Source organism: Methylopila henanensis (assembly GCF_042681025.1).
GTDB lineage: Bacteria > Pseudomonadota > Alphaproteobacteria > Rhizobiales > Methylopilaceae > Methylopila > Methylopila henanensis.
The window spans coordinates 430,024-449,264 of the sequence record NZ_JBHUER010000001.1 but is presented as its reverse complement, the minus strand read 5'-3'; the positions used below and the strand labels follow the sequence as shown (position 1 = coordinate 449,264).

General features: G+C 68.8%; 15 protein-coding genes and 1 tRNA gene. 5 read left to right on the top strand and 11 right to left on the bottom strand.

All coding sequences use genetic code 11. The annotated features are described in order from the left end of the window. Positions 1–9 precede the first annotated feature (9 nt). Both ACFSCV_RS02210 and ACFSCV_RS02205 read right to left on the bottom strand, forming a co-directional pair. On the bottom strand, positions 10–177 hold the full coding sequence (locus tag ACFSCV_RS02210; RefSeq protein ID WP_378796556.1) for a hypothetical protein: 168 nt from the start codon (positions 175–177) through the stop codon (positions 10–12). Positions 178–257: 80 nt separating this feature from the next. Next, positions 258–335: transfer RNA gene (locus ACFSCV_RS02205), tRNA-Pro, on the bottom strand. A gap of 203 nt (positions 336–538) precedes the next feature. On the opposite strand from ACFSCV_RS02205, the gene ACFSCV_RS02200 reads away from it, so the two are divergent. The 5 genes from ACFSCV_RS02200 (at position 539) to murJ (ending at position 7,045) form a co-directional block, all read left to right on the top strand. Further along, a complete protein-coding gene (locus tag ACFSCV_RS02200; protein WP_378796554.1) occupies positions 539–1,564 on the top strand; it encodes a sulfate ABC transporter substrate-binding protein in 1,026 nt (341 codons plus the stop codon). 107 nt (positions 1,565–1,671) lie between these two features. After that, a complete protein-coding gene (gene cysT / locus ACFSCV_RS02195) occupies positions 1,672–2,505 on the top strand; it encodes a sulfate ABC transporter permease subunit CysT (protein WP_378796553.1) in 834 nt (277 codons plus the stop codon). Then, the gene (gene cysW / locus ACFSCV_RS02190; protein WP_378796552.1) at positions 2,495–3,373 is read left to right on the top strand and encodes a sulfate ABC transporter permease subunit CysW; all 879 of its coding nucleotides are present in this window, start codon (positions 2,495–2,497) and stop codon (positions 3,371–3,373) included. Before cysT ends, cysW begins: the two co-directional genes overlap by 11 nt. A 9-nt stretch (positions 3,374–3,382) precedes the next feature. Next, a complete protein-coding gene (locus tag ACFSCV_RS02185; protein WP_378796551.1) occupies positions 3,383–4,450 on the top strand; it encodes a sulfate/molybdate ABC transporter ATP-binding protein in 1,068 nt (355 codons plus the stop codon). A gap of 1,074 nt (positions 4,451–5,524) precedes the next feature. Further along, complete coding sequence (murJ, locus tag ACFSCV_RS02180; RefSeq protein WP_378796550.1) at positions 5,525–7,045, top strand: murein biosynthesis integral membrane protein MurJ; 1,521 nt, start codon at positions 5,525–5,527, stop codon at positions 7,043–7,045. A gap of 3 nt (positions 7,046–7,048) precedes the next feature. Here murJ and ACFSCV_RS02175 read toward each other — a convergent pair whose 3' ends face one another. From ACFSCV_RS02175 to ACFSCV_RS02135, 9 genes are all read right to left on the bottom strand, one after another. Beyond that, the gene (locus ACFSCV_RS02175) at positions 7,049–9,718 is read right to left on the bottom strand and encodes a nitrate reductase (protein WP_378796549.1); all 2,670 of its coding nucleotides are present in this window, start codon (positions 9,716–9,718) and stop codon (positions 7,049–7,051) included. Between the two features lie 169 nt (positions 9,719–9,887). Continuing rightward, positions 9,888–11,525 carry a sulfite reductase subunit alpha gene (locus tag ACFSCV_RS02170; protein ID WP_378796547.1) on the bottom strand — a complete coding sequence of 546 codons (1,638 nt, stop codon included), beginning with the start codon at positions 11,523–11,525 and terminating at the stop codon, positions 9,888–9,890. Between the two features lie 5 nt (positions 11,526–11,530). Next, positions 11,531–13,321 (bottom strand): NirA family protein, encoded by a 1,791-nt coding sequence (locus ACFSCV_RS02165; RefSeq protein WP_378796545.1) that lies wholly within the window; start codon positions 13,319–13,321, stop codon positions 11,531–11,533. 12 nt (positions 13,322–13,333) lie between these two features. Further along, entirely contained in the window at positions 13,334–14,545 is a 1,212-nt protein-coding gene (locus tag ACFSCV_RS02160; protein WP_378796543.1) for an NAD(P)/FAD-dependent oxidoreductase, read from the bottom strand. A gap of 11 nt (positions 14,546–14,556) precedes the next feature. After that, positions 14,557–15,357, bottom strand: a complete 801-nt coding sequence (locus ACFSCV_RS02155) for an ABC transporter ATP-binding protein (protein ID WP_378796541.1) — start codon at positions 15,355–15,357, stop codon at positions 14,557–14,559. Between the two features lie 11 nt (positions 15,358–15,368). Continuing rightward, entirely contained in the window at positions 15,369–16,271 is a 903-nt protein-coding gene (gene ntrB, locus ACFSCV_RS02150; RefSeq protein ID WP_378796539.1) for a nitrate ABC transporter permease, read from the bottom strand. 76 nt (positions 16,272–16,347) lie between these two features. Further along, positions 16,348–17,658, bottom strand: a complete 1,311-nt coding sequence (locus ACFSCV_RS02145) for a CmpA/NrtA family ABC transporter substrate-binding protein (RefSeq protein ID WP_378796537.1) — start codon at positions 17,656–17,658, stop codon at positions 16,348–16,350. A gap of 361 nt (positions 17,659–18,019) precedes the next feature. After that, positions 18,020–19,126 (bottom strand): CmpA/NrtA family ABC transporter substrate-binding protein, encoded by a 1,107-nt coding sequence (locus tag ACFSCV_RS02140; protein WP_378796535.1) that lies wholly within the window; start codon positions 19,124–19,126, stop codon positions 18,020–18,022. Then, the coding region (locus tag ACFSCV_RS02135; protein WP_378796745.1) for an ANTAR domain-containing protein at positions 19,123–19,241 on the bottom strand (119 nt) is incomplete at its 5' end. The genes ACFSCV_RS02140 and ACFSCV_RS02135, both read right to left, overlap by 4 nt.

The window sequence follows — 19,241 nt, the reverse complement described above, 5'->3', positions numbered from 1 at the left end:
TACGTCTGCTCAGGACTCGTCATCAAGCAGGTGCTCGAGGGCGCCGATCGCGACTTCGAGATCCGCGATCTTTCGCAGTGCGCCGTCGGAGGGAAGCGTCCCGGCCTTGGCCGCGGCGTCGATCAGCTGCCGCTGCGCCTGCTTCATCCGATCAAGCAGCGCCTTGTAGTCGTCCATATCTGCAATGTCCTGCTGTCGGCCAGCGCCGCCGGGCGACATGACGTGTCTTCGTGGGTGGGGGAAGCGGGGAAGGCGAATGGTCGGAGCGGCGGGATTTGAACCCACGACCCCTAGTCCCCCAGACTAGTGCGCTAACCGGGCTGCGCCACGCTCCGACGTGCGAGCCTTATAAGGGCGCATGCGGGACGACGCAATCGCGCCGTGAAGGGTTTCGGGAGCTTTGCGCGGTCTCGACGCGGCCTGTATTTCACAAAGGTTTTTAGGATATATATCTATAATTCCATAGAAAATGTATTTTATTGTTGACACCAGAGGCGGCCCCCGGAATCCTGCGGCCGTTCCCTGGAGACCGAACCCGATGAAACGCTTTCTCGCCGCCCGCCTTCTGGCTGCGCTGACGGTTGTCGCGCCCGTGGCCGTGGCCGCTCCCGCCGCCGCGCAGTCGACGCTGACCAACGTGTCGTACGATCCGACCCGCGAGCTCTACAAAGACTTCAACGCGCTGTTCGTGAAGCACTGGAAGGCCGAGACTGGGCAGGATATCCGGGTTCAGGTGTCGCACGGCGGCTCGGGCAAGCAGGCCCGCTCCGTGATCGACGGCCTCAACGCCGACGTCGTGACGCTGGCGCTCGCCTCCGACATCGACGCCATCGCCAAGGCGACGAAGAAGCTGCCGGCCGATTGGCAGAAGCGCCTGCCGAACAATTCCTCGCCCTACACATCGACGATCGTGTTCCTGGTCCGCAAGGGCAACCCGAAGGGTATCAAGGACTGGAACGACTTGGTGAAGCCGGGCGTCGAGGTCATCACGCCGAACCCGAAGACCTCGGGCGGCGCGCGCTGGAACTATCTGGCGGCCTGGGCCTACGGCCTCCAGCAGAACAACAACGACCCCGAGAAGGCCAAGGCCTTCGTCGCCGATCTGTTCAAGCACGTGCCGGTGCTGGATTCGGGCGCCCGCGGCTCCACCACCACCTTCGCCCAGCGCGGGCTCGGCGACGTGCTGCTGGCCTGGGAGAACGAGGCCTACCTCTCGTTCCAGGAATTCGGCGACGACAAGTTCGAGATCGTGTTCCCGTCGATCTCCATCCTCGCCGAGCCCCCGGTCGCGATCGTCGACGCGAACGTCGACAAGAACGGTTCGCGCAAGGCCGCCGAAGCCTACCTGAACCTGTTGTACTCGCCGGAGGGCCAGTCCCTCGCCGCCAAGCACTTCTACCGGCCGGTGAAGCCTGAGACCGTCTCCAACAAGGCGGACGTGGAGCGTTTCAAGCCGCTCAAGCTGGTCACCATCGACGACACGTTCGGCGGCTGGGCCAAGGCGCAGGGCGAGCACTTCGGCGACGGCGGCGTGTTCGACCAGATCTTCAAGCCGAGCAACTGACGCCGGCCGGCGTTCAGCTTCAGCCATAGCGTCGCGGGCGGGGGCCGCCCCCACCCGCGACGTCGCGCGAAACCAGCCATGCGCCCTTACGCGAGAACGATGCCTAAATGAGCCGCGCGACCTTTCGAACGCCCAGCGCTCTGCCCGGATTTGGACTGACCTTCGGGTTCGCCTGGCTCTGGCTGACGCTGATCATCCTGCTGCCGCTCGGCGGCGTCATCCTGTGGGCCGGCTCGCTCGGGGTCGAGCGGTTGATCCAGATCGCGTCCGATCCGCGCACCCTGGCGGCGCTCAGGGTTAGTTTCGGCCTGTCGCTGCTCGCCGCGGCGCTGAACGCCGTCTTCGGCCTGATCCTCGCCTGGGTCCTGACCCGCTATGATTTCCCCGGCCGGCGTCTGGTCGACGCGGCGGTCGATCTGCCGTTCGCGCTTCCGACCGCGGTCGCCGGCATCGCGCTCGCCGCGATCTATGCGCCCAACGGCTGGATCGGCGCGCTGCTGCCGTTCAAGGTCGCCTACACGCCGCTCGGCATCTTCGTGGCGCTGGTGTTCATCGGCCTGCCGTTCGTGGTCCGCACGCTGCAGCCCGTGCTGATCGACCTCGACCGGGAGCTCGAAGAGGCCTCGGCGACCCTTGGCGCGCGTCGGCCGGTGACGCTGGCGCGGGTGATCCTGCCGACCCTGTTTCCGGCGCTTCTCGTCGGCTTCGCGCTCGCCTTCGCCCGCGCCGTCGGCGAGTACGGCTCCGTCATCTTCATCGCCGGCAACGTGCCTTACGTGTCGGAGATCGCGCCGCTCATCATCATCATGAAGCTGGAAGAGTTCGACTACGGCGCGGCGACCGCCGTCGCCACCATCATGCTGTTGATCTCGTTCACGCTGCTGCTGGTGATCAACCTGCTTGAAGCCTGGACGCGCCGGAGGCTTGGTCATGTCAGCTGAAGCCGTCGCCGCGCCCGTGAGCCGTGCTCTCGCCAATCCCACCAGCGAAAGCTCCGGCGCCAAGCTGCTGCTCATCGTTCTCGGCCTCGGATTCCTCGCGCTGTTCCTGGTGATCCCGCTGTTCGCGGTGTTCGCCGAGGCCTTCCGGAACGGCGTCGCCGCCTATTTCGAGGCGTTCGAGGACCCCGACACCCAGGCCGCGATCCGGCTCACGCTGCTGGTCGCCGCCATCGCCGTGCCGCTCAACGTCGTGTTCGGCCTTGCCGCCTCGTGGGCGATCGCGAAGTTCGAGTTCCGCGGCAAGAGCTTCATGCTGACGCTGATCGACCTGCCGTTCTCGGTTTCGCCGGTGGTTTCCGGCATGTGCTACGTCGTGCTGTTCGGCGCGAGCGGCTACTTCGGCCCGTGGCTCGACAAGCACGGCATACAGATCATCTTCGCGGTTCCGGGACTTGTCCTCGCCACCGTGTTCGTGACCTTCCCCTTCGTGGCGCGCGAACTCATCCCGCTGATGCAGGAGCAGGGCACGAGCGAGGAAGAGGCGGCGCTGTCGCTCGGCGCCAGCGGCTGGCGCACCTTCTGGTCGGTGACGCTGCCCAACGTCCGCTGGGCGCTGCTTTACGGCGTGCTGCTCAGCAACGCCCGCGCCATGGGCGAATTTGGCGCGGTCTCAGTGGTGTCAGGACACCTCCGAGGACTTACCAACACTCTCCCTCTTCAGGTAGAGATTCTGTATAATGACTATAATTTCGTCGCGGCTTTCGCGGCGGCGACGCTGCTGGCCGGCCTCGGGCTCGTCACGCTGGTGATCAAGTCGCTGCTGGAATGGCGCTATGGCGGCGAAATATCCTCGAAGCACAGGAAGTGAGGGCGCATCATGTCCGTTGATCTCAAGATCCGCGACGTCCGCAAGGAGTACGGCTCCTTCGCCGCCCTGAACGGCGTGAGCCTCGACATCCGGCAGGGCGAGCTCGTCGCGCTGCTCGGGCCCTCCGGCTCGGGCAAGACCACGCTGCTGCGCGCCATCGCCGGCCTCGAGACGCTCGACGGCGGAAAGATCCTGTTCGGAGACGTCGACGCCTCGTCGCGCTCGGTGCAGGACCGCAACGTCGGCTTCGTGTTCCAGCACTACGCCCTGTTCCGCCACATGACGGTGTTCGACAACATCGCCTTCGGCCTGCGGGTGCGCGACAAGGCGCGGCGGCCTGCGGAAAGCGCGATCAAGGCCAAGGTTCTGGAGCTGCTGGAGCTGGTTCAGCTCAACGGCCTCGAGAAGCGCTATCCCTCGCAGCTCTCCGGCGGCCAGCGCCAGCGCGTGGCGCTCGCCCGCGCGCTGGCCATCGAGCCGCAGGTGCTGCTGCTCGACGAGCCGTTCGGCGCGCTCGACGCGCAGGTGCGCAAGGACCTGCGCCGCTGGCTGCGCCAGATCCATCAGGAGACCGGCCACACCACCGTGTTCGTGACTCACGACCAGGAGGAGGCGCTGGAGCTGGCGGACCGGGTCGCCGTGCTGCACAAGGGCGACCTTCAGCAGATCGGCACTCCGGACGAGATCTACGACAATCCGGCGACCCCATTCGTCTACGCCTTCATCGGCGAGTCGAGCGCCATCCCGGTCACGGTGCAGTCCGGCGCGGCGGCGCTCGACGGCGCGCCGCTCCCCGTGTCCGGCGTCGCGGCGCAGGATGGTCCGGCGCGCTTCTTCGTGCGCCCGCAGGACGTGACGGTGAAGGAGCTCAACGGCTCGTCCACGGTCGCCGGCACCGTCGCCGCGCTGCGGCGCACCGGCGCCTATCGCCGCGCCGACATCGAGGTCGGCGCGCACCGCAGCCGCATCGAAGCGCTGTTGCCCACCAACGCTCCCATCTCGGTCGGCGACAAGGTCGGGCTCGTGTTCCAGCGCTACGCGCTGTTCCCGGCGGACAGCGCGCCCGTGACAGCCTGACGCTGCTTCTCCAGCGTGGTAGGCTCCGCGCTGGAGAAGCGATGAAGCCATCTCATCTGGCCTTAGAATGCAGGCCCGATTTAACCTTTCATCCCGGCTGGACTTCCACGAACTTCTTGGCGCCCGGTCGGTTACCGGGGCGCTAAAAAGGGTGTGCATTCGAGGTCGAGTCCGCCCAGCGACATCAGGTTGGAATCGCAGCAGTCCAAGCCGTCCCGTCCGACATAGGAATCCGGCTGGCAAACCGCCGGCTTCAGTCGGCGCCACCTGACGCCGGCGCGGTTGGGGCCTCCGGTGCCCCGCCTCTCATATGCGCAGGCTTCGGACCGCTGTTTGTCCGGCTCATTCCGATACGCGCGGTTGAACGAGGCTTCGCCGTCACGGCGGCAAGCGTCCCATAACGGACGATCTTGCGCCTTTGCGACTTCCGCGCGGGCGATGATCGGCCGACACGCACCGTGCTGGGGGCTTGCGACGCAGTACACGTTGCCCCTGAGCCGACGGTCGAGCGTGCGTTGAAAGCTGTCGCATTTCCTGCGCAGGACTTCGGGCAAGGAAGGCTTGGCGCAATTCTCTTCGTAAAATGCAGGCGTGAAATCGAACTTGTTCGGGGGCGGGCCGGATCCGCGATAGGTCGCGACAATGCATGAGGCGTCGCTTTCGGAGAAGCAAACCCGGCACGGCTGGCCGGTTACACAGCGCGAGGGATTGGCCCTCGAACTGCTGGGCGCCGACGCGTAAGCGGTGCCGTTCCGGCTGTTGTGCAGAACGACGTGACTATCGCAATTCGCAGGACATGACGCGCCGTCCGAATAGATCGTGGGCTCAATCACTTGCGCGTGCGCCGCAACGCCAGCGAACCCGATCATCGCCGTTGCGAAACCGGCCAACAGTTTGCACCATGCTCGCCACATGGATATCCCCCCGACGTGTTCCATTGCGAGTGTCGGCTTCGGGCGAAGCGCAAGCGAGTTGGTACCATCCCTCATAACCATCGCTCGCCTGTTCTCGTACGCATTACCTCCTCGTCGTGCGACGGTGCCCGACGGTGCATGGTCGGGAGACATCTGATTCATGTGGCGTAAGGCGGCCTCCGTCGGCGGACTGACGCTCGTCTCCCGCCTGTTCGGCTTCGTGCGCGACGTGATGATGGCCGCGGTGCTGGGCGCCGGGCCGCTTGCCGACGCCTTCATGATCGCGTTCCGGCTGCCGAACCATTTCCGCGCGATCTTCGCGGAGGGCGCGTTCAACGCCGCCTTTGTGCCCCGATACACGCGGGCGCTGACGCAGGACGGGGAGGGCGCAGCGCGGGCCTTCGCCGAGGATGTGCTCTCGATCACGGTCGTCGTCCATCTTGGCCTGCTCGCGCTCGCCATCGCTTTCGCGCCGCAGGTTGTGTCGGCGCTGGCGCCGGGCTTCACCGCCGATCCCGGGCAACTCGCTCTCACCGCCGGCCTGACGCAGATCACCTTCCCCTATCTGCTGCTGATCTCGGCCGTGACGCTGATCGCGGGCGTTCTGAACGCGCACGACCGCTTCGCGGTCGCGGCCGCGGCGCCGATCCTGCTCAACCTGTGCATGATCGCGGCGCTGATCGCCTCCGGGCTATTCCCCACCGTCGCCCATGCGCTCGCGGTCGGCGTGTTGGTCTCGGGCGTGGCGCAGCTCGCGCTCGTCGTCGCGGGCATGGGCAGGACCGGACTGTCGCTCCGGCTTCGGCTGCCGCGCTTCACCGCCAATGTGCGGAACTTCCTGAAGGGGTTCGGGCCGGCGGTGCTCGGCTCCGCCGGCGTCCAGCTCGCGATGTTCGCCGACACGATCCTGGCGTCGTTTCTGCCGACGGGATCGGTCTCCTACCTCTATTACGCCGACCGGCTCTACCAGCTTCCGCTCGCGGTGGTCGGCATCGCCGTCGGCACGGTGCTGCTGCCGGAGCTCGCGCGACGGCTGGCGCGGCAGGATCTCGCTGGCGCGCGCGACCGTCTCAACCGCGCGCTCGAGGGCGCGTGGCTCATGACGCTGCCTTTCGTGGCGCTGTTCGTCGTGGCCGCCGAGCCGGTGGTGGCCGCCTTGTTCGGCCGCGGCGCGTTCGACGCCAAGGCGGTCGCCGGCGCTGCGGGCGCTCTCGAAGCCTATGCGATCGGCCTGCCGGCGATCGTGGCGCTGCGCTGCGTCACGCCGGCCTTCCATGCCTCCGGCGACACCGCGACGCCGGTGAAGGCGCTCGCGGTCGCGACGATCGCCAATCTGGTGTTGAAGTTCGCGCTGATCGGCCCCTACGCCCACGCAGGGCTGGCTTTCGCGACTTCGGTCGGCGCCTGGGTGAACCTGATCCTGCTCGTCATCCTGCTGCGCGGGCGCGGCGGCTTCGCCGCCGACAGCCGTTTCACGCTGAACGTGGTCGCGCTGACGCTCGCGACGGCGGCCGCCATCGCCGCGGCCTTTGCGGTCCTCACCCCGGCCGACGCCGTCAAGGGCCTAATCCCGGCCTTCCCTGACCTCGCGCCGGCGACGCTGATCGGCGTCGCGGTCTTCGCCGCCTTCGGCGCGATCGCCGTGCCCGGGTTTCTGCTGGCGCGGCGACGCCGGGCGTGAGGGTCAGGCCGGCGCCAGCGCGCGGGCGGATGCGATCATCCGGCGGATCTCCGGCAGGCACGACCCGCAGTTGGTGCCGGCTCTGGTGGCGGCCCCGACCGCCGCGGCGTCGCAGGCGCCGCCCTCGATCGCGCCCGTGATGACGCCCTTCGGCACGCCGTGGCAGGCGCAGACGAGCGGACCGGAGGCCGGACCGTCGACGGCCCGGCCCGCGAGCAGCAGGCTGCGCACCTGACCGTCGCTCAGCCGCTCGCCGAGCTTACCGCGCAGGAAGGTCCAGGCGCTTTCGTGCCGGCCGGGACCGACGAACAGGCAGGCCTCGAGCGCGCCGTCGCGGAACGCCGCGATCCGCAGCACGCCGCGTCCGGCGTCGATGTAATCGACGATCTCGTCGCCGGCGGCGATGTCCGGCAGCAGCGCCGCTAAGTCCGGCGGCGCGTCGTCGGCGAACAGCAGCCCCGCGCCGCCCGGCACGGTCGCCTTCGCCCACCACGCGCAGGACGACGCGCCGATGCGCCCCCGCGCCAGCGCGAAGCCCTGAAGGGCGAAGGCCACGGGTCCGATCGCGGCCGGCGTCGCCTTCGCGTCGGGCTGTCCCGAGAACGGATCGGTCGCGGCGTGCACCAGCGCGCCGACCCGCCCGTTCGAAGAGGTCTCGGCGGTCCAGTGGATCGGCGCGAACAGCGCGCCCCGGCGTTGGCCGGCCTCGACCCGGACGCGCAGCACGGCGGCGCCGTGCGCCGACGTCACCCGCGCGAAGCCGCCGTCGACCACGTTCGCCTTCGCCGCGTCGTCCGGGTGGATCTCGACGAAGGGCTCGGCGATGTGGCTCGACAGGCGCTGGCTTTTGCCGGTGCGCGTCATCGTGTGCCACTGGTCGCGGATGCGCCCCGTGTTCAGGCGCAGCGGGAAGGCGCGCTCGCGGGCGGGGAGGGCGATCGGCGCCACCGCGACGAAGCGGGCGCGACGGTTCGGCGTGAAATAGCCGCCCTTGGCGAAGAAGCGCGTCTCGCTGTGGACCGAGCCCTGCCGGGCGGGCCACTGGATCGGCTTCATCCGGTCGTAGTCGCGGGTGTCGAGCTCCGAGAGCGCGCCGATGTCGAAATCGCGTGTCCCGTTGTTCTCGAAGGCGGACAGCGCGGCGTGTTCGCGGAACACTTCGCCGGGCGTGCGCCAGTCGAACGCCTCGCCGAAACCGAGGCGCTTCGCCACCTGCGCGATCGCCCACCAGTCTGGCCGGGTCTGACCGGGCGGGGCCAGAAACGGGCGCTGGCGCGAGATGCGGCGCTCGGAATTGGTGACGGTGCCGTCCTTCTCGCCCCAGGCGGCGGCGGGCAGCCGGATGCGGGCGCCGGCGCCCAGCGTGTCGTTGGATGCGACGTTCTCGGACACCACGAACAAGTCGAGCGTGCGCAGCGCGTCCCGGACCTCGTCGGCGCGCGGCAACGAGGCGGCGGGATTGGTGCCCATCACCCACAGCGCCTTGATCTCGCCGCGCCCGATCGCGTCGAACATCTCGACCGCCTTCAGGCCGGGGGCGCGCGCCATGCGCGGCGCGTTCCAGAACCGGCGCACCTTCTCGATCGACTCGACGTCGAAATCCATATGCGCCGCGAGCTGGTTCGCGAGCCCGCCGACTTCGCGTCCTCCCATCGCGTTCGGCTGGCCGGTGAGCGAGAACGGGCCCATGCCCTCGCGCCCGATGCGGCCGGTGGCGAGGTGGCAGTTGATGATGGCGCCGACCTTGTCGGATCCCTGGGCCGACTGGTTCACGCCCTGGCTGTAGAGCGTCACCACGCGCCTGGTCCGTCTGAACAGGTCGAAGAACGCGTCGACGCCGGAAGGGTCGAGGCCGCAGATGTCTGCGGTCGTCGCGATGTTCGGCGCGATTGCGCGCGCCTGCGCGAGCGCCGCGTCGAACCCTTGCGTGTGCGCGGCGACATAATCGCCGTCGACATGGCCATTGTCGGCGAGGGTCGCAAGCAGGCCCGAGAACAGCGCGGCGTCGGTCCCGGCGCGGATCGGCAGATGGAGGTCAGCCTCCTCGGCTGTCGCGGTGCCACGGGGGTCGATCACCACCAGCTTCGAGCCGCGCGACGCCCGCGCGGCCAGCATGCGCTGGTAGAGCACCGGATGGCACCATGCGGCGTTGGAGCCGACGAACACCAGGAGATCGGCGGTCTCCAGATCGCGGTAGACGCCGGGGACGGTGTCTGTCCCGAAGGCGCGCTTGTGGCCTGCGACGGACGACGACATGCACAGGCGCGAGTTGGTGTCGACGTTGGCCGAACCCAGAAAGCCCTTGAACAGCTTGTTCGCGGCATAATAGTCCTCGGTGAGGAGCTGGCCCGACAGGTAGATCGCGATCGCGCCCGGCCCGTGATCGTCGAGCGTGCGCCGGAACCCGTCGGCGACCTGATCGAGCGCGGCCTCCCAGCTCGTCCGCGCGCCGTCGATCTCCGGATGCAGCAGCCGGTCCTCCAGCGACAACGTCTCGCCCAGCGCCGAGCCCTTGGAGCACAGCCGGCCGAAGTTCGACGGATGCTCCGGATCGCCCGCGATCGTCGCCCCGCCCAGCCGATCGGGCTGCGCGAGGACGCCGCAGCCCACCCCGCAATAGGGGCAGGTGGTCGCGGTCGGCGCGGTCGGCAGGTCGGCGGGATGCATGTTCATGGGCGCAAGCCCGAAGAACGCGAGAGCGGCCGACCGAGCATCCCGTCATGCCCGCGCCTTCGCGCGGGCATCCACGACTTAGGGAAGCGCTCGACGCCGAAGCCGTGGACACCCGGCTTCGCCGGACATGACGGCGAGTTTGCCGGACACGAACCGCCCCCGGCGCCCATCAGTAGACGTCCGCCTGATAGCGGCCCGCCTTCTTGAGGCCGGCGACGAAGGACTTGGCGTCGTCCGCGCTCTTGCCCCCATGGGTCGCCACGACGTCGACGAGCGCCTTCTCCACGTCCGCCGCCATGCGCTTGGCGTCGCCGCAGACGTAGAAATGCGCGCCCTTCTCCAGCCAGCTCCAGAGTTCCGCGCCGGCTTCGCGCATGCGGTCCTGCACGTAGACCTTCTGCGCGCCGTCGCGCGACCATGCGAGCGAGAGCTTCGTCAGCGCGCCCGCCGCCTGTAGCTCCTCAAGCTCCTCGCGATAGTAGTAGTCGCTCGCCTCGTGCTGGTGGCCGTAGAACAGCCAGGCGCCGCCCGTGGCGCGGGTCGCGTTGCGTTCGCGCAGGAACGAGCGGAACGGCGCGACGCCCGTGCCGGGCCCCACCATGATGATGGGCGTGTCGCCGGCCTTCGGCAACGCGAAGCCGTGCGCCTTCTGGACGTAGACCTTGAGCTTGTCGCCGGGCGCGACGCGGTCGGCGAGATAGGTCGAGGCGAGGCCGAGCCGCGTGCGGTCGCCGATGCGGTAGCGGACCGCGGCGACGGTGAGGCTCACCTTGCTAGGGTCGGCCGAGAGCGCCGAGGAGATCGAGTAGAGCCGCGGCTGCAGCGGATCGAGCGCGCCGAGGAACTCGGCGGCCGGAGGAGTCGTAGCCGGAAACTTCTCCAGCGCGGCCAGCACATCGAGCGTCGCGAGGTCGCCGTCGGGGTCCTCGCCCTCGGCGAGCTTGGCGAGCTTCTGCTTGTCGTCGGCGTTTTCGGCGTAGACGCCCAGCAGTTCGAACAGCGCGTCGGGCGCCGCGCCGAGCGAGACGCGCTCCGAAAGCCAGGTCGAAAGCGGCAGCGTGTGGCCGTCATGCGTGACGTCGGCGTCCGGCGCGACGCCCAGGCGCGCGGCGACGGCCTCGCACAGCTCCGGGGCGTTGGTCGCGAACAGGCCGAACGAGTCGCCGGGCTCGTAGGTCAGGCCGCAGGCGGAAAGGTCGATCTCCACATGGTTGGTCTCCTTGTCGGAGCCTTCGCCGCTGACCGCGCGCTTCGACAGGAACGCCGCCTCGACCGGCGTCTCGCGCGAGCGGCCGGGCTCGGCCGGGGCGGGAGCGGCGGGCGCCGTCGCTACGGGCTTCGCGGGCGCCGCGCCGCCGCCGTCGAGCTCCTCGAACAGCTTCTTCAGCATGCGGGTCGTTTCCTTGCCGCCCGGCACGCAGAGGTTGAGCTTCTTCTCCTCGCCCGCCGCGATCGCGGCGGAGTAGCTCTCGCAGAGATAGCCGCACTGGCCGCAGTCCTGCTGGGCCATCGCGGCGTACATGCGCCGCTTCACCGGCTTGCCGGCCGCCATCTCCATGCGCTCGTCGATCGGGATGGATGCGTCGTGCCACGGAGCGCCGTCATCCTCCTCGGCCGGCGCGGATTGGCTTTCGCCGGGGAGGGGATTGCCCAGCAGGGCGGTCGCGGCGTCGCGCGACAGCGCCTGCACGCCGCCGTCCATGGACAGCAGGCCGGCGAAGAAGCCGTTCAGCCAGGCGCGCTGCTCGGGGCTGAAGGGCGCGTTTTCCGGGACGAGCGGCGGAAGGATGGTCGCTTGCGCGGTCATGGGGTTCACGCTGTCTCGAGTTCGAAGAGGGATTTGAGCGCATCGATCTCGTGTCGGCGCGTGAAGGCGGCGAAGGTCTCCGCGCCGTCGCGCTTGGCGAGGTAGCCGCGCAGCATCTTCTCGACGACGGCAGGGCAGTCCTCGCCCTTGACGTCGCGCAGAAGCTCCCGGCCGATCGTCGCGTCCGAACCGAAGCCGCCGCCGACATGGAGGTGGAAGCCCTCGACCGTGTCCTCGTCGTTGATCGGCACCTTGGCGCCGATCAGGCCGATGTCGCCGATGTAGTGCTGGGCGCAGGAGTTGTGGCAGCCTGTGACGTGTATGTTCACAGGCGTGTCGACCGCGAGACCGATCCCGTCGACGTGGTTCGCGATCAGATCGGCGAAGCCCTTGGTGTCGGAGGCCGCGAACTTGCAGCCGCGGTTGCCGGTGCAGGCCACGAGGCCGGCGCGCACGTTCGAGGCGGAGGTAGCGAGCCCGATGTCGGCGACAGTCTGCTCGAAGGCCGCCACGTCGGCGTCCTTCACGCCGGAGATCAGCAGGTTCTGCCAGACGGTGAGGCGCACGTCGCCGTCGCCGTAGCGCTCGGAGAGATCGGCGAGCGAGCGCATCTGGCCGCAGGTCAGCTTGCCCAGGGGCAGCACGACACCGACCCAGTTGAGGCCGGGCTGCTTCTGCGGATGGACGCCGATGTGGGCGAGTCGGTCGCTCTCCGGCCGTGGCGCGACCGCGTCCGGCGGAACGCGCGTAAGGGTCCAGCCGAGCGTCTTCTCCACCTCGGCCAGGAATTTGTCGAAACCCCAGGCGTCGAGCACGTATTTCAGGCGCGCCTTGTTGCGGTCGCTGCGGTCGCCGGAGGCGATGAACACGCGCACGATCGCATCCGCCACCTTGATCGCCTTGTCGAGCGGCACGATCACCCCGGTGTCGCGGGCGAAGTCCTTGTGGCCGGTGATGCCGCCGAGCGCGAGCCGCCAACAGACGCCGGGCGCGACCCCGAAGCCGTCCTTCACCTCGACAGCCTGGAAGCCGATGTCGTTGGTGTCCTCGAGCGCGGCGATGCGGCCGGCGCCGTCGAAAGCCACGTTGAATTTGCGGGGCAGGCCGTAGAGCGAACGGTCGTTCAGGATGTGGTGGTGCCATTCTTTCGCGTAGGGCCGCGTGTCGAGCAGCTCCTGCGGATCGACGCCCGCGGTCGGCGTGCCGGTGACGTTGCGGATGTTGTCGGCGCCGGATCCCTTCGCCGTCAGCCCGGCGTCGACCAGGCCCTCGATGAAGGGAATGCCGTTCGCCGCGCTGATCTCCCGCGCCTGCAGGTTGGCGCGGGTCGTCACATGGGTGAAGCCGCCGGCGTATTGCTCGGAGAGATCGGCGACCGCCCGGAACTGCCACGCCTTCAGGACTCCGTTATGGATCCGGAGGCGGCACATATACGCGTCCTGCGTCGGCCCGACGTAGAACAGGCCGTGGAAGCGGATGCGGAAATCGTCGAGCTGCTTGGCGAACTGGCCCTTCTCCGCCATGTCCTTGAAGCGAGCGTAGGCGTCGAAGGGGTGCTCCTCGCGCTTCGCCTTCTCCTGCGGCACGAGCTTCTTGCCGGCCTTCTCCTGCGCCGCCATGGCTTTCAGATGGATGGCGTCCGGCCCGGTCGGCTCGGCCTCGGCTGCTGGCGCGGCGCCGCCGAACGGCGCGCTCCCGCCGAATCCGGGCGCGCCGCGCGAACCGCGGACGGCCTGCACGCCGGAGACGAAGCCTTCGAGATAGCGCTTCTGATCGGGGGAAAAATCGCCGCTCATCATCCGTCTCCGTCAGGCCGCCATCGCGAAGCCGCGCCCGAAGGCGAGGTCGTCGCGCAAGGGGCCGAGCGCCGCGCCGCTCGCGATCAGGTCGAGGTACCAGAGGGCGTCCGAGGCCTCGCCCACGAGGATCGCGCCTTTCAGGCGGTCGTCGCGGACGATCAGCTTGCGGTAGCAGCCGTGGCCGGGATCGGAGAGCGTGAGGGTCTCGTCGCCGTCCTCCGCCTCGATCGCGCCGGCCGAGAACACCGAGACGCCGGAGACCTTCAGGTTGGTGGAGAGCAGGCTGCCGTCGTAGGCCGCCTCGTCGCCGGCGAGCCTGCGCGCCAGCGTCTTCGCCTGCTCGTAGGCGGGCGCGACGAGGCCGTAGACGACGCCGCGATGCTCGGCGCATTCGCCGAGCGCGTAGATGCGTTCGTCGGAGGTGCGCATGGCGTCGTCAACCAGCAGGCCGCGGTTCGCCGCGAGACCGGCGGCGCGCCCCAGCGTAACGTTCGGCCGGACGCCGCAGGCCATGACGATCATGTCGGCGGGAAGGATTTCGCCCGATCCCAGCTCCAGCCCCTCGACCTTCTCGACGCCCACGACGCCCTTGCTCTCAGCGCCGAGCGCGAAGGCGACGCCCTTGGCCTCCAGCGCGCGGCGCAGCGTGGCGGCGCCCTTGGCGTCGAGCTGGCGCTCCATCAGCTTGTCCATCAGGTGGACGACGGTGACGGCGCAGCCGATCTGGACGAGGCCGTAGGCGGCCTCAAGCCCGAGCAGCCCGCCGCCGATCACCACCGCCCGTTTCCCGTGTCCGCCGAGCGCCTTGAGTCGCATGGCGTCGCAGCGGTCGCGGAACACCAGCACCTGCGAGAGGTGCGCGCCGGGCAGCGGCAGGCGGACCGCCTCGGACCCGGTGGCGAGCACGAGCCGGTCGTAGGCGAACACTCGGCCGTCCTTCAGCGTCGCCTTGCGCGCGGCTGCGTCGATCGACTGGACCGGCGCGCCGGTCAGCAGGCGATAGCCGTTCGCGGCGTACCAGGCGCGGTCCCGGAACGCGAGGTCCTCGTCGCTCGCCTCGCCGGCGAGCAGCGAGGAGAGCAGGACCCGGTTGTAGGCCGGCTCCGGCTCCGCGCCGATCACCGTGACGGCGTAACGGCCGGGGCAGGCGGCCTTCAGTTCCTCGAGGAGCCGAAGCCCGGCCATGCCGTTGCCGACGACGACGAGACGCTCGCGTTCCATGGCGACGCTCCTCAGGCCGCTTCGACGAAGCGGTGGCGCTCGTAGAGGAACTTCAGCACCGCGGCGCGGGCCGCGATGTAGGTCCGGTCGGAGACCAGTTCGAGCCGCTTGCGCGGGCGCTCGAGCGGCACCGAGAGCACTTCGCCGATGTGGGCCGAGGGGCCGTTGGTCATCATCACGATGCGGTCCGAGAGCAGCACGGCCTCGTCCACGTCGTGGGTGATCATCAGGACCGTGTTCTTCAGCTCCGCCTGGATCTGCATGACCTGGTCCTGCAGATGGGTGCGGGTGAGCGCGTCGAGCGCGCCGAAGGGCTCGTCGAGCAGCAGCACCTTCGGCTGCATGGCGAGCGCGCGGGCGATGCCGATGCGCTGCTTCATGCCGCCGGAGATCTCCGACGGGCGCCGGTCCTTGGCGTGGGCCATGTTCACCAGCTCGATCTGGCGCATGGTCCACTCGTGGCGCTCGGCCTTGGTCTTCGTCCGGGCGAACACCTTGTCGACCGCGAGCGCGACGTTCTCATACGCCGTGAGCCAGGGCAGCAGGCTGTGGTTCTGGAACACCACGGCTCGGTCCGGGCCGGGCTCGTCCACGACCTTGCCTTCGAGGAACACCACGCCCTTCGTCACGCCTGTGAGGCCGGCGACGATGTTGAGCAGGGTGGACTTGCCGCAGCCGGAATGGCCGATGATCGAGATGTACTCGCCCTGCTGGACGTCGAGCGAGACGTCCTTGAGGACCTCGTTGGTGACGCCGCCGCGCGAGAACGCCTTGTCGACGTGCTGGATGGAGAGAAAGGCTTGCTTGGACATCGCCGGGATCCTCACGCGTTCGCGGTGCCGCGCGTGACCGCGCCGGCGATGAAGGCGACGATCCGGTCGAGGATGAACCCGACCACCCCGACGTAGACGAGCGCCAGAATGATGTCGCTGATGTTGGACGAGTTCCACGCGTCCCAGATGAAGAAGCCGATGCCGACGCCGCCGATCAGCATCTCGGCCGCCACGATCGCCAGCCAGCTCAGGCCGACGCCGATCCGAAGGCCCGTGAAGATGTAGGGAGCCGCGGCCGGGATCATGATCTTGGTGAAATACTCGAACCCGTTCAGGCGGATGACCTTGGCGACGTTCGAGTAGTCGGTCGGGATGTTGCGGATGCCGACGGCGGTGTTGATGATGATCGGCCAGACCGAGGTGATGAAGATCACGAAGATCGCCGAGGGCTGGCCGTCGCGGAACGCGGCGAGCGAGAGCGGCAGCCAGGCGAGCGGCGGCACGGTGCGCAGCACCTGGAAGATCGGATCGAGGCCGCGCATGGCCCAGGTCGACTGGCCGACGAGCACGCCCAGCGCGACGCCCACGACCACGGCGATGGCGTAGCCGAACGCGACCCGCTGGAGGCTCGCCAGCAGATGCCAGAACAAGCCCTTGTCGAGCCCGCCCCGGTCATAGAACGGGTCGATGATCAGCTCCCAGGTGTCGGTGACGACCTGACTTGGGGGCGGAAGCGAAGAGCCCGGCCGCGAACACACGAGCTCCCAGAACAGCAGCAGCAGCGCGAGCACCACGAGCGGGGGCACGAGCGTGGTCGTCGCCCAGTTCAGCGCGCTCCTGGCGCGCTTCTGCAGTGGCGAGGGCGCCTTCGGCGCGCGGAACGCCACGACTTCGGCGGCGGGCGCCGCCTTCGAGGCGCGGGCGTCGTCGAGTTTCAGGACGGGGGCCGACATGGCGACTCCTCAAGGTTGACGGTGCGGAAGCGGCGAGGGGGCGCGGCGGCCGCGCCCCCGGTGGGATGTCGCGGCGTCAGGCGACGCGCTTGATGTCGAGGCTTTCGAGGTAGGCCGTCGGTTGGGCCGGATCGAAGGTCTTGCCGTCGAAGAAGGTCTCGACGCCGCGCGACGTGGACTCCGGGATGGTCGCGCCGCCGACCGCTTTCGCGGCCTCCTTCCAGAGGTCCTCGCGGTTCACCTTGGCGACCATCGCCTTGACGTCCGTGTCGGGCGCGAACTTGCCCCAGCGGATGTCCTCGGTGAGGAACCAAAGGTCGTGGCTCTGGTAGGGGTAGGAGACCGGGCCGCCGCCCCAGAACTTCATCAGGCCGGGGCTGTTCTCCACCACGCGCCCGTCGCCGTAATCGTAGACGCCCTTCAGACGACCAACGATGTCCTTGACCGGCACGTTGAACCACGCGCGGGTGCCGACGATCGCGGCGACCTCATCCTTGTTCGCCATGTCGTCGCAGAACTTCTGCGCCTCCATGACCGCCATCAGCAGCGCCTTGGTCGCGTTGGGATATTTGTCGACATAGGCCGCGCGCATGCCGAACGACTTCTCGGGATGATCCTTCCAGATCTCGGACGTGTTGCAGGCGGAGAAGCCGATGCCCTGGCCGACAAGCTGGGCGCCCCAGGGCTCGCCGACGCAGAAGGCGTCCATGGTGCCGACCTTCATGTTCGCCACCATCTGCGGCGGCGGCACGACGATGGTCTCGACATCCTTGTCGGGGTCGATGCCGGCGGCGGCCAGCCAGTAGCGGATCCACAGATCGTGGGTGCCGCCGGGGAAGGTCATGGCGACCTTGGCCTGCTGGCCCGCCGCCTTCTTCTTCAGGAACTCGTCCTTCAGCGGCTTGGCGTCGACGGTCGGCTTCAGGCCCTTGTAGGCCGCGCCGACGGAGATCGCCTGGGCGTCGTAGTTCAGCCGCGCCAGGATATACATCGGCAGCGGGATGTTCTGCTGGGTCACCTTGCCGGCCGAGATCAGGTACGGCATCGGCGTCAGGATGTGGGCGCCGTCGATGCCGTTGCCCTCGGAGCCGAGCACGAGGTTGTCGCGGGTCGTGCCCCAGGACGCCTGCTTGACGACCTGCACGTCCGGCATGCCGTGCTTGGCGAAGAAGCCCTTCTCCTTCGCCACGATCAGCGGCGCGGAATCGGTTAGCGCGATGTAGCCCAGCGTCGCCTTGGTCGTCTCCGGCCCGGCGCCCTGCGCGAAGACCCCCGACGGCGCGAGAACGCGCGCTGCGGCCATCGTCGTGGCGGCGCCGGCTCCGGCGCGAAGAACGTCGCGCCGGCCCAAGCTCGCGGTCAGAAAAGTGCTGGCGTCCTTGCTCATCAGCTATCGGCTCCATTCGCGCCCGCGGGCGCCGCGTCGTCTGGAGACCGTCCGGAAATGGACGGCCGAAAAAGAAAAAGCCGCTGTCTGGGCACGCGGTCAGGCGTGTCAGATCAGCGGCGTCGCTGGTTGCCCATCGTTGGGCGGCAGGGTCCGGACGTCAGCGCCGACGTGAACCTTGGCTAATGACAATCAAGACCCGTGCCAATCTCCGGCCGGGATGCGCATACGCTCGAATTGGAACGATTTCAGGAGAGGCTAGGGGGTTTTACGGATCAGGCGCGGAAGCGCTCAGGCGCCTGTGGAAAGCGCAGGCCGCGCCTCGGCTGTGTGCAGTGCACACAATCACGCCGCTCGTCGATCAGCTCGTGAAGAGCCCGAGCGGGTCGTCCGACAGGGCCGGCGGCTTGGCGCCGAGAGCCTTGTCGTAGATGTCGGTCCGATACAGCGCGGCCGCCGCGTCCGAGGCGGCCGCGCTGTCCGGCGCCTGCCCCCAGCGCGCCATCTGGGCGTGGAGCCAGCGCGCGTGACGGGGATCGGGACGCGTGGCGTCGCTACGGCCGAACAGCAGGTAGTCGTCCGAAATCCGCACCTCGTCGCGCCAGCCCGTAAGCAGGCGGCCGTGGAGGCTTCGCTCGATCTGCGCCGCGGGCAGGTCGAGCCGGTTCTCGGCGCCGAGAACGCGCGCCGTCTCGGCCCGGTTCGCCGGGTCGTCGATCCAGGCCGCGGCTCGCACGCAGGCCCGCACGAGCGCTTCGATCCGCTCAGGCTCCTCGTCGAGCAGGCCGGACCGGACGGCCAGCACCTTCTCCGGACAGCGCCGGACGAGCTCGACCCCGAGATGCAGGATGCGGCCGAGCCCGAGGTCGACCGCGACCGAGTTCCACGGCGCGCCGACGCAGAAGCCGTCGACATGGCCGTTCTGGAGCGCGTCGACCATGTAGGGCGGAGGCACTACGGCGAGCCGGACGTCCTGGTCGGGCGCGAGCCCCGCGGCGTCGAGCCAGAGCCGGAGCTGGTAGTTGTGCGTCGAAAACGGGAACGTCATGCCGAGCGTCGGCGGCTCGTCGCCCCGGCTGCGGCGCGCGCGCACGAGCGAGGCGAAGGCGGCGCCGGTCGCGAGCGGGTCCGACAGCGCCGCGCCGGGCGCGAGATGGCCGAGCAGTTCGTCGTGTAGGAAGGGCGACAACGTGACGGCGTTGCCGTTCAGACCGAGCGCGAGCGGCGTGGACAGAGGCGCCTTCATGCCGGCGAGGCCGAGCGAGGTCGCGATGGCGATCGGCGCCAGCAGGTGGGCGGCGTCGAAATGGCCGAGCACGAGGCGGTCACGGATGTTCGACCACGAAACCTCGCGCGACAGCTCGATTCGGAAGCCTTCCTCCGCCGCGAAGCCGACGTCGGCGGCGACGATCGGGATCGCCGCGTCCACGAGCGGAATGAAGCCGATCCTGAGGCGGTCGAGACTCATGAGAGCAGCTCCGCGGCGGTGATGACGGACTGTGCGATCTCGGAGATCTTCTTCTTTTCGTTCATGGCGACCTTCCGGAGCAGGCTGTACGCCTCCTCCTCGCCGATCTTGCGGG

Excerpts from the sequence above, each read along its gene's own strand:
- ACFSCV_RS02210 (WP_378796556.1), bottom strand. The coding sequence starts at position 177 with ATGGACGACTACAAGGCGCTGCTTGATCGGATGAAGCAGGCGCAGCGG.
- ACFSCV_RS02200 (WP_378796554.1), top strand. The coding sequence starts at position 539 with ATGAAACGCTTTCTCGCCGCCCGCCTTCTGGCTGCGCTGACGGTTGTC.
- cysT (WP_378796553.1), top strand. The coding sequence starts at position 1,672 with ATGAGCCGCGCGACCTTTCGAACGCCCAGCGCTCTGCCCGGATTTGGA.
- cysW (WP_378796552.1), top strand. The coding sequence starts at position 2,495 with ATGTCAGCTGAAGCCGTCGCCGCGCCCGTGAGCCGTGCTCTCGCCAAT.
- ACFSCV_RS02185 (WP_378796551.1), top strand. The coding sequence starts at position 3,383 with ATGTCCGTTGATCTCAAGATCCGCGACGTCCGCAAGGAGTACGGCTCC.
- murJ (WP_378796550.1), top strand. The coding sequence starts at position 5,525 with ATGTGGCGTAAGGCGGCCTCCGTCGGCGGACTGACGCTCGTCTCCCGC.
- ACFSCV_RS02175 (WP_378796549.1), bottom strand. The coding sequence starts at position 9,718 with ATGAACATGCATCCCGCCGACCTGCCGACCGCGCCGACCGCGACCACC.
- ACFSCV_RS02170 (WP_378796547.1), bottom strand. The coding sequence starts at position 11,525 with ATGACCGCGCAAGCGACCATCCTTCCGCCGCTCGTCCCGGAAAACGCG.
- ACFSCV_RS02165 (WP_378796545.1), bottom strand. The coding sequence starts at position 13,321 with ATGAGCGGCGATTTTTCCCCCGATCAGAAGCGCTATCTCGAAGGCTTC.
- ACFSCV_RS02160 (WP_378796543.1), bottom strand. The coding sequence starts at position 14,545 with ATGGAACGCGAGCGTCTCGTCGTCGTCGGCAACGGCATGGCCGGGCTT.
- ACFSCV_RS02155 (WP_378796541.1), bottom strand. The coding sequence starts at position 15,357 with ATGTCCAAGCAAGCCTTTCTCTCCATCCAGCACGTCGACAAGGCGTTC.
- ntrB (WP_378796539.1), bottom strand. The coding sequence starts at position 16,271 with ATGTCGGCCCCCGTCCTGAAACTCGACGACGCCCGCGCCTCGAAGGCG.
- ACFSCV_RS02145 (WP_378796537.1), bottom strand. The coding sequence starts at position 17,658 with ATGAGCAAGGACGCCAGCACTTTTCTGACCGCGAGCTTGGGCCGGCGC.
- ACFSCV_RS02140 (WP_378796535.1), bottom strand. The coding sequence starts at position 19,126 with ATGAGTCTCGACCGCCTCAGGATCGGCTTCATTCCGCTCGTGGACGCG.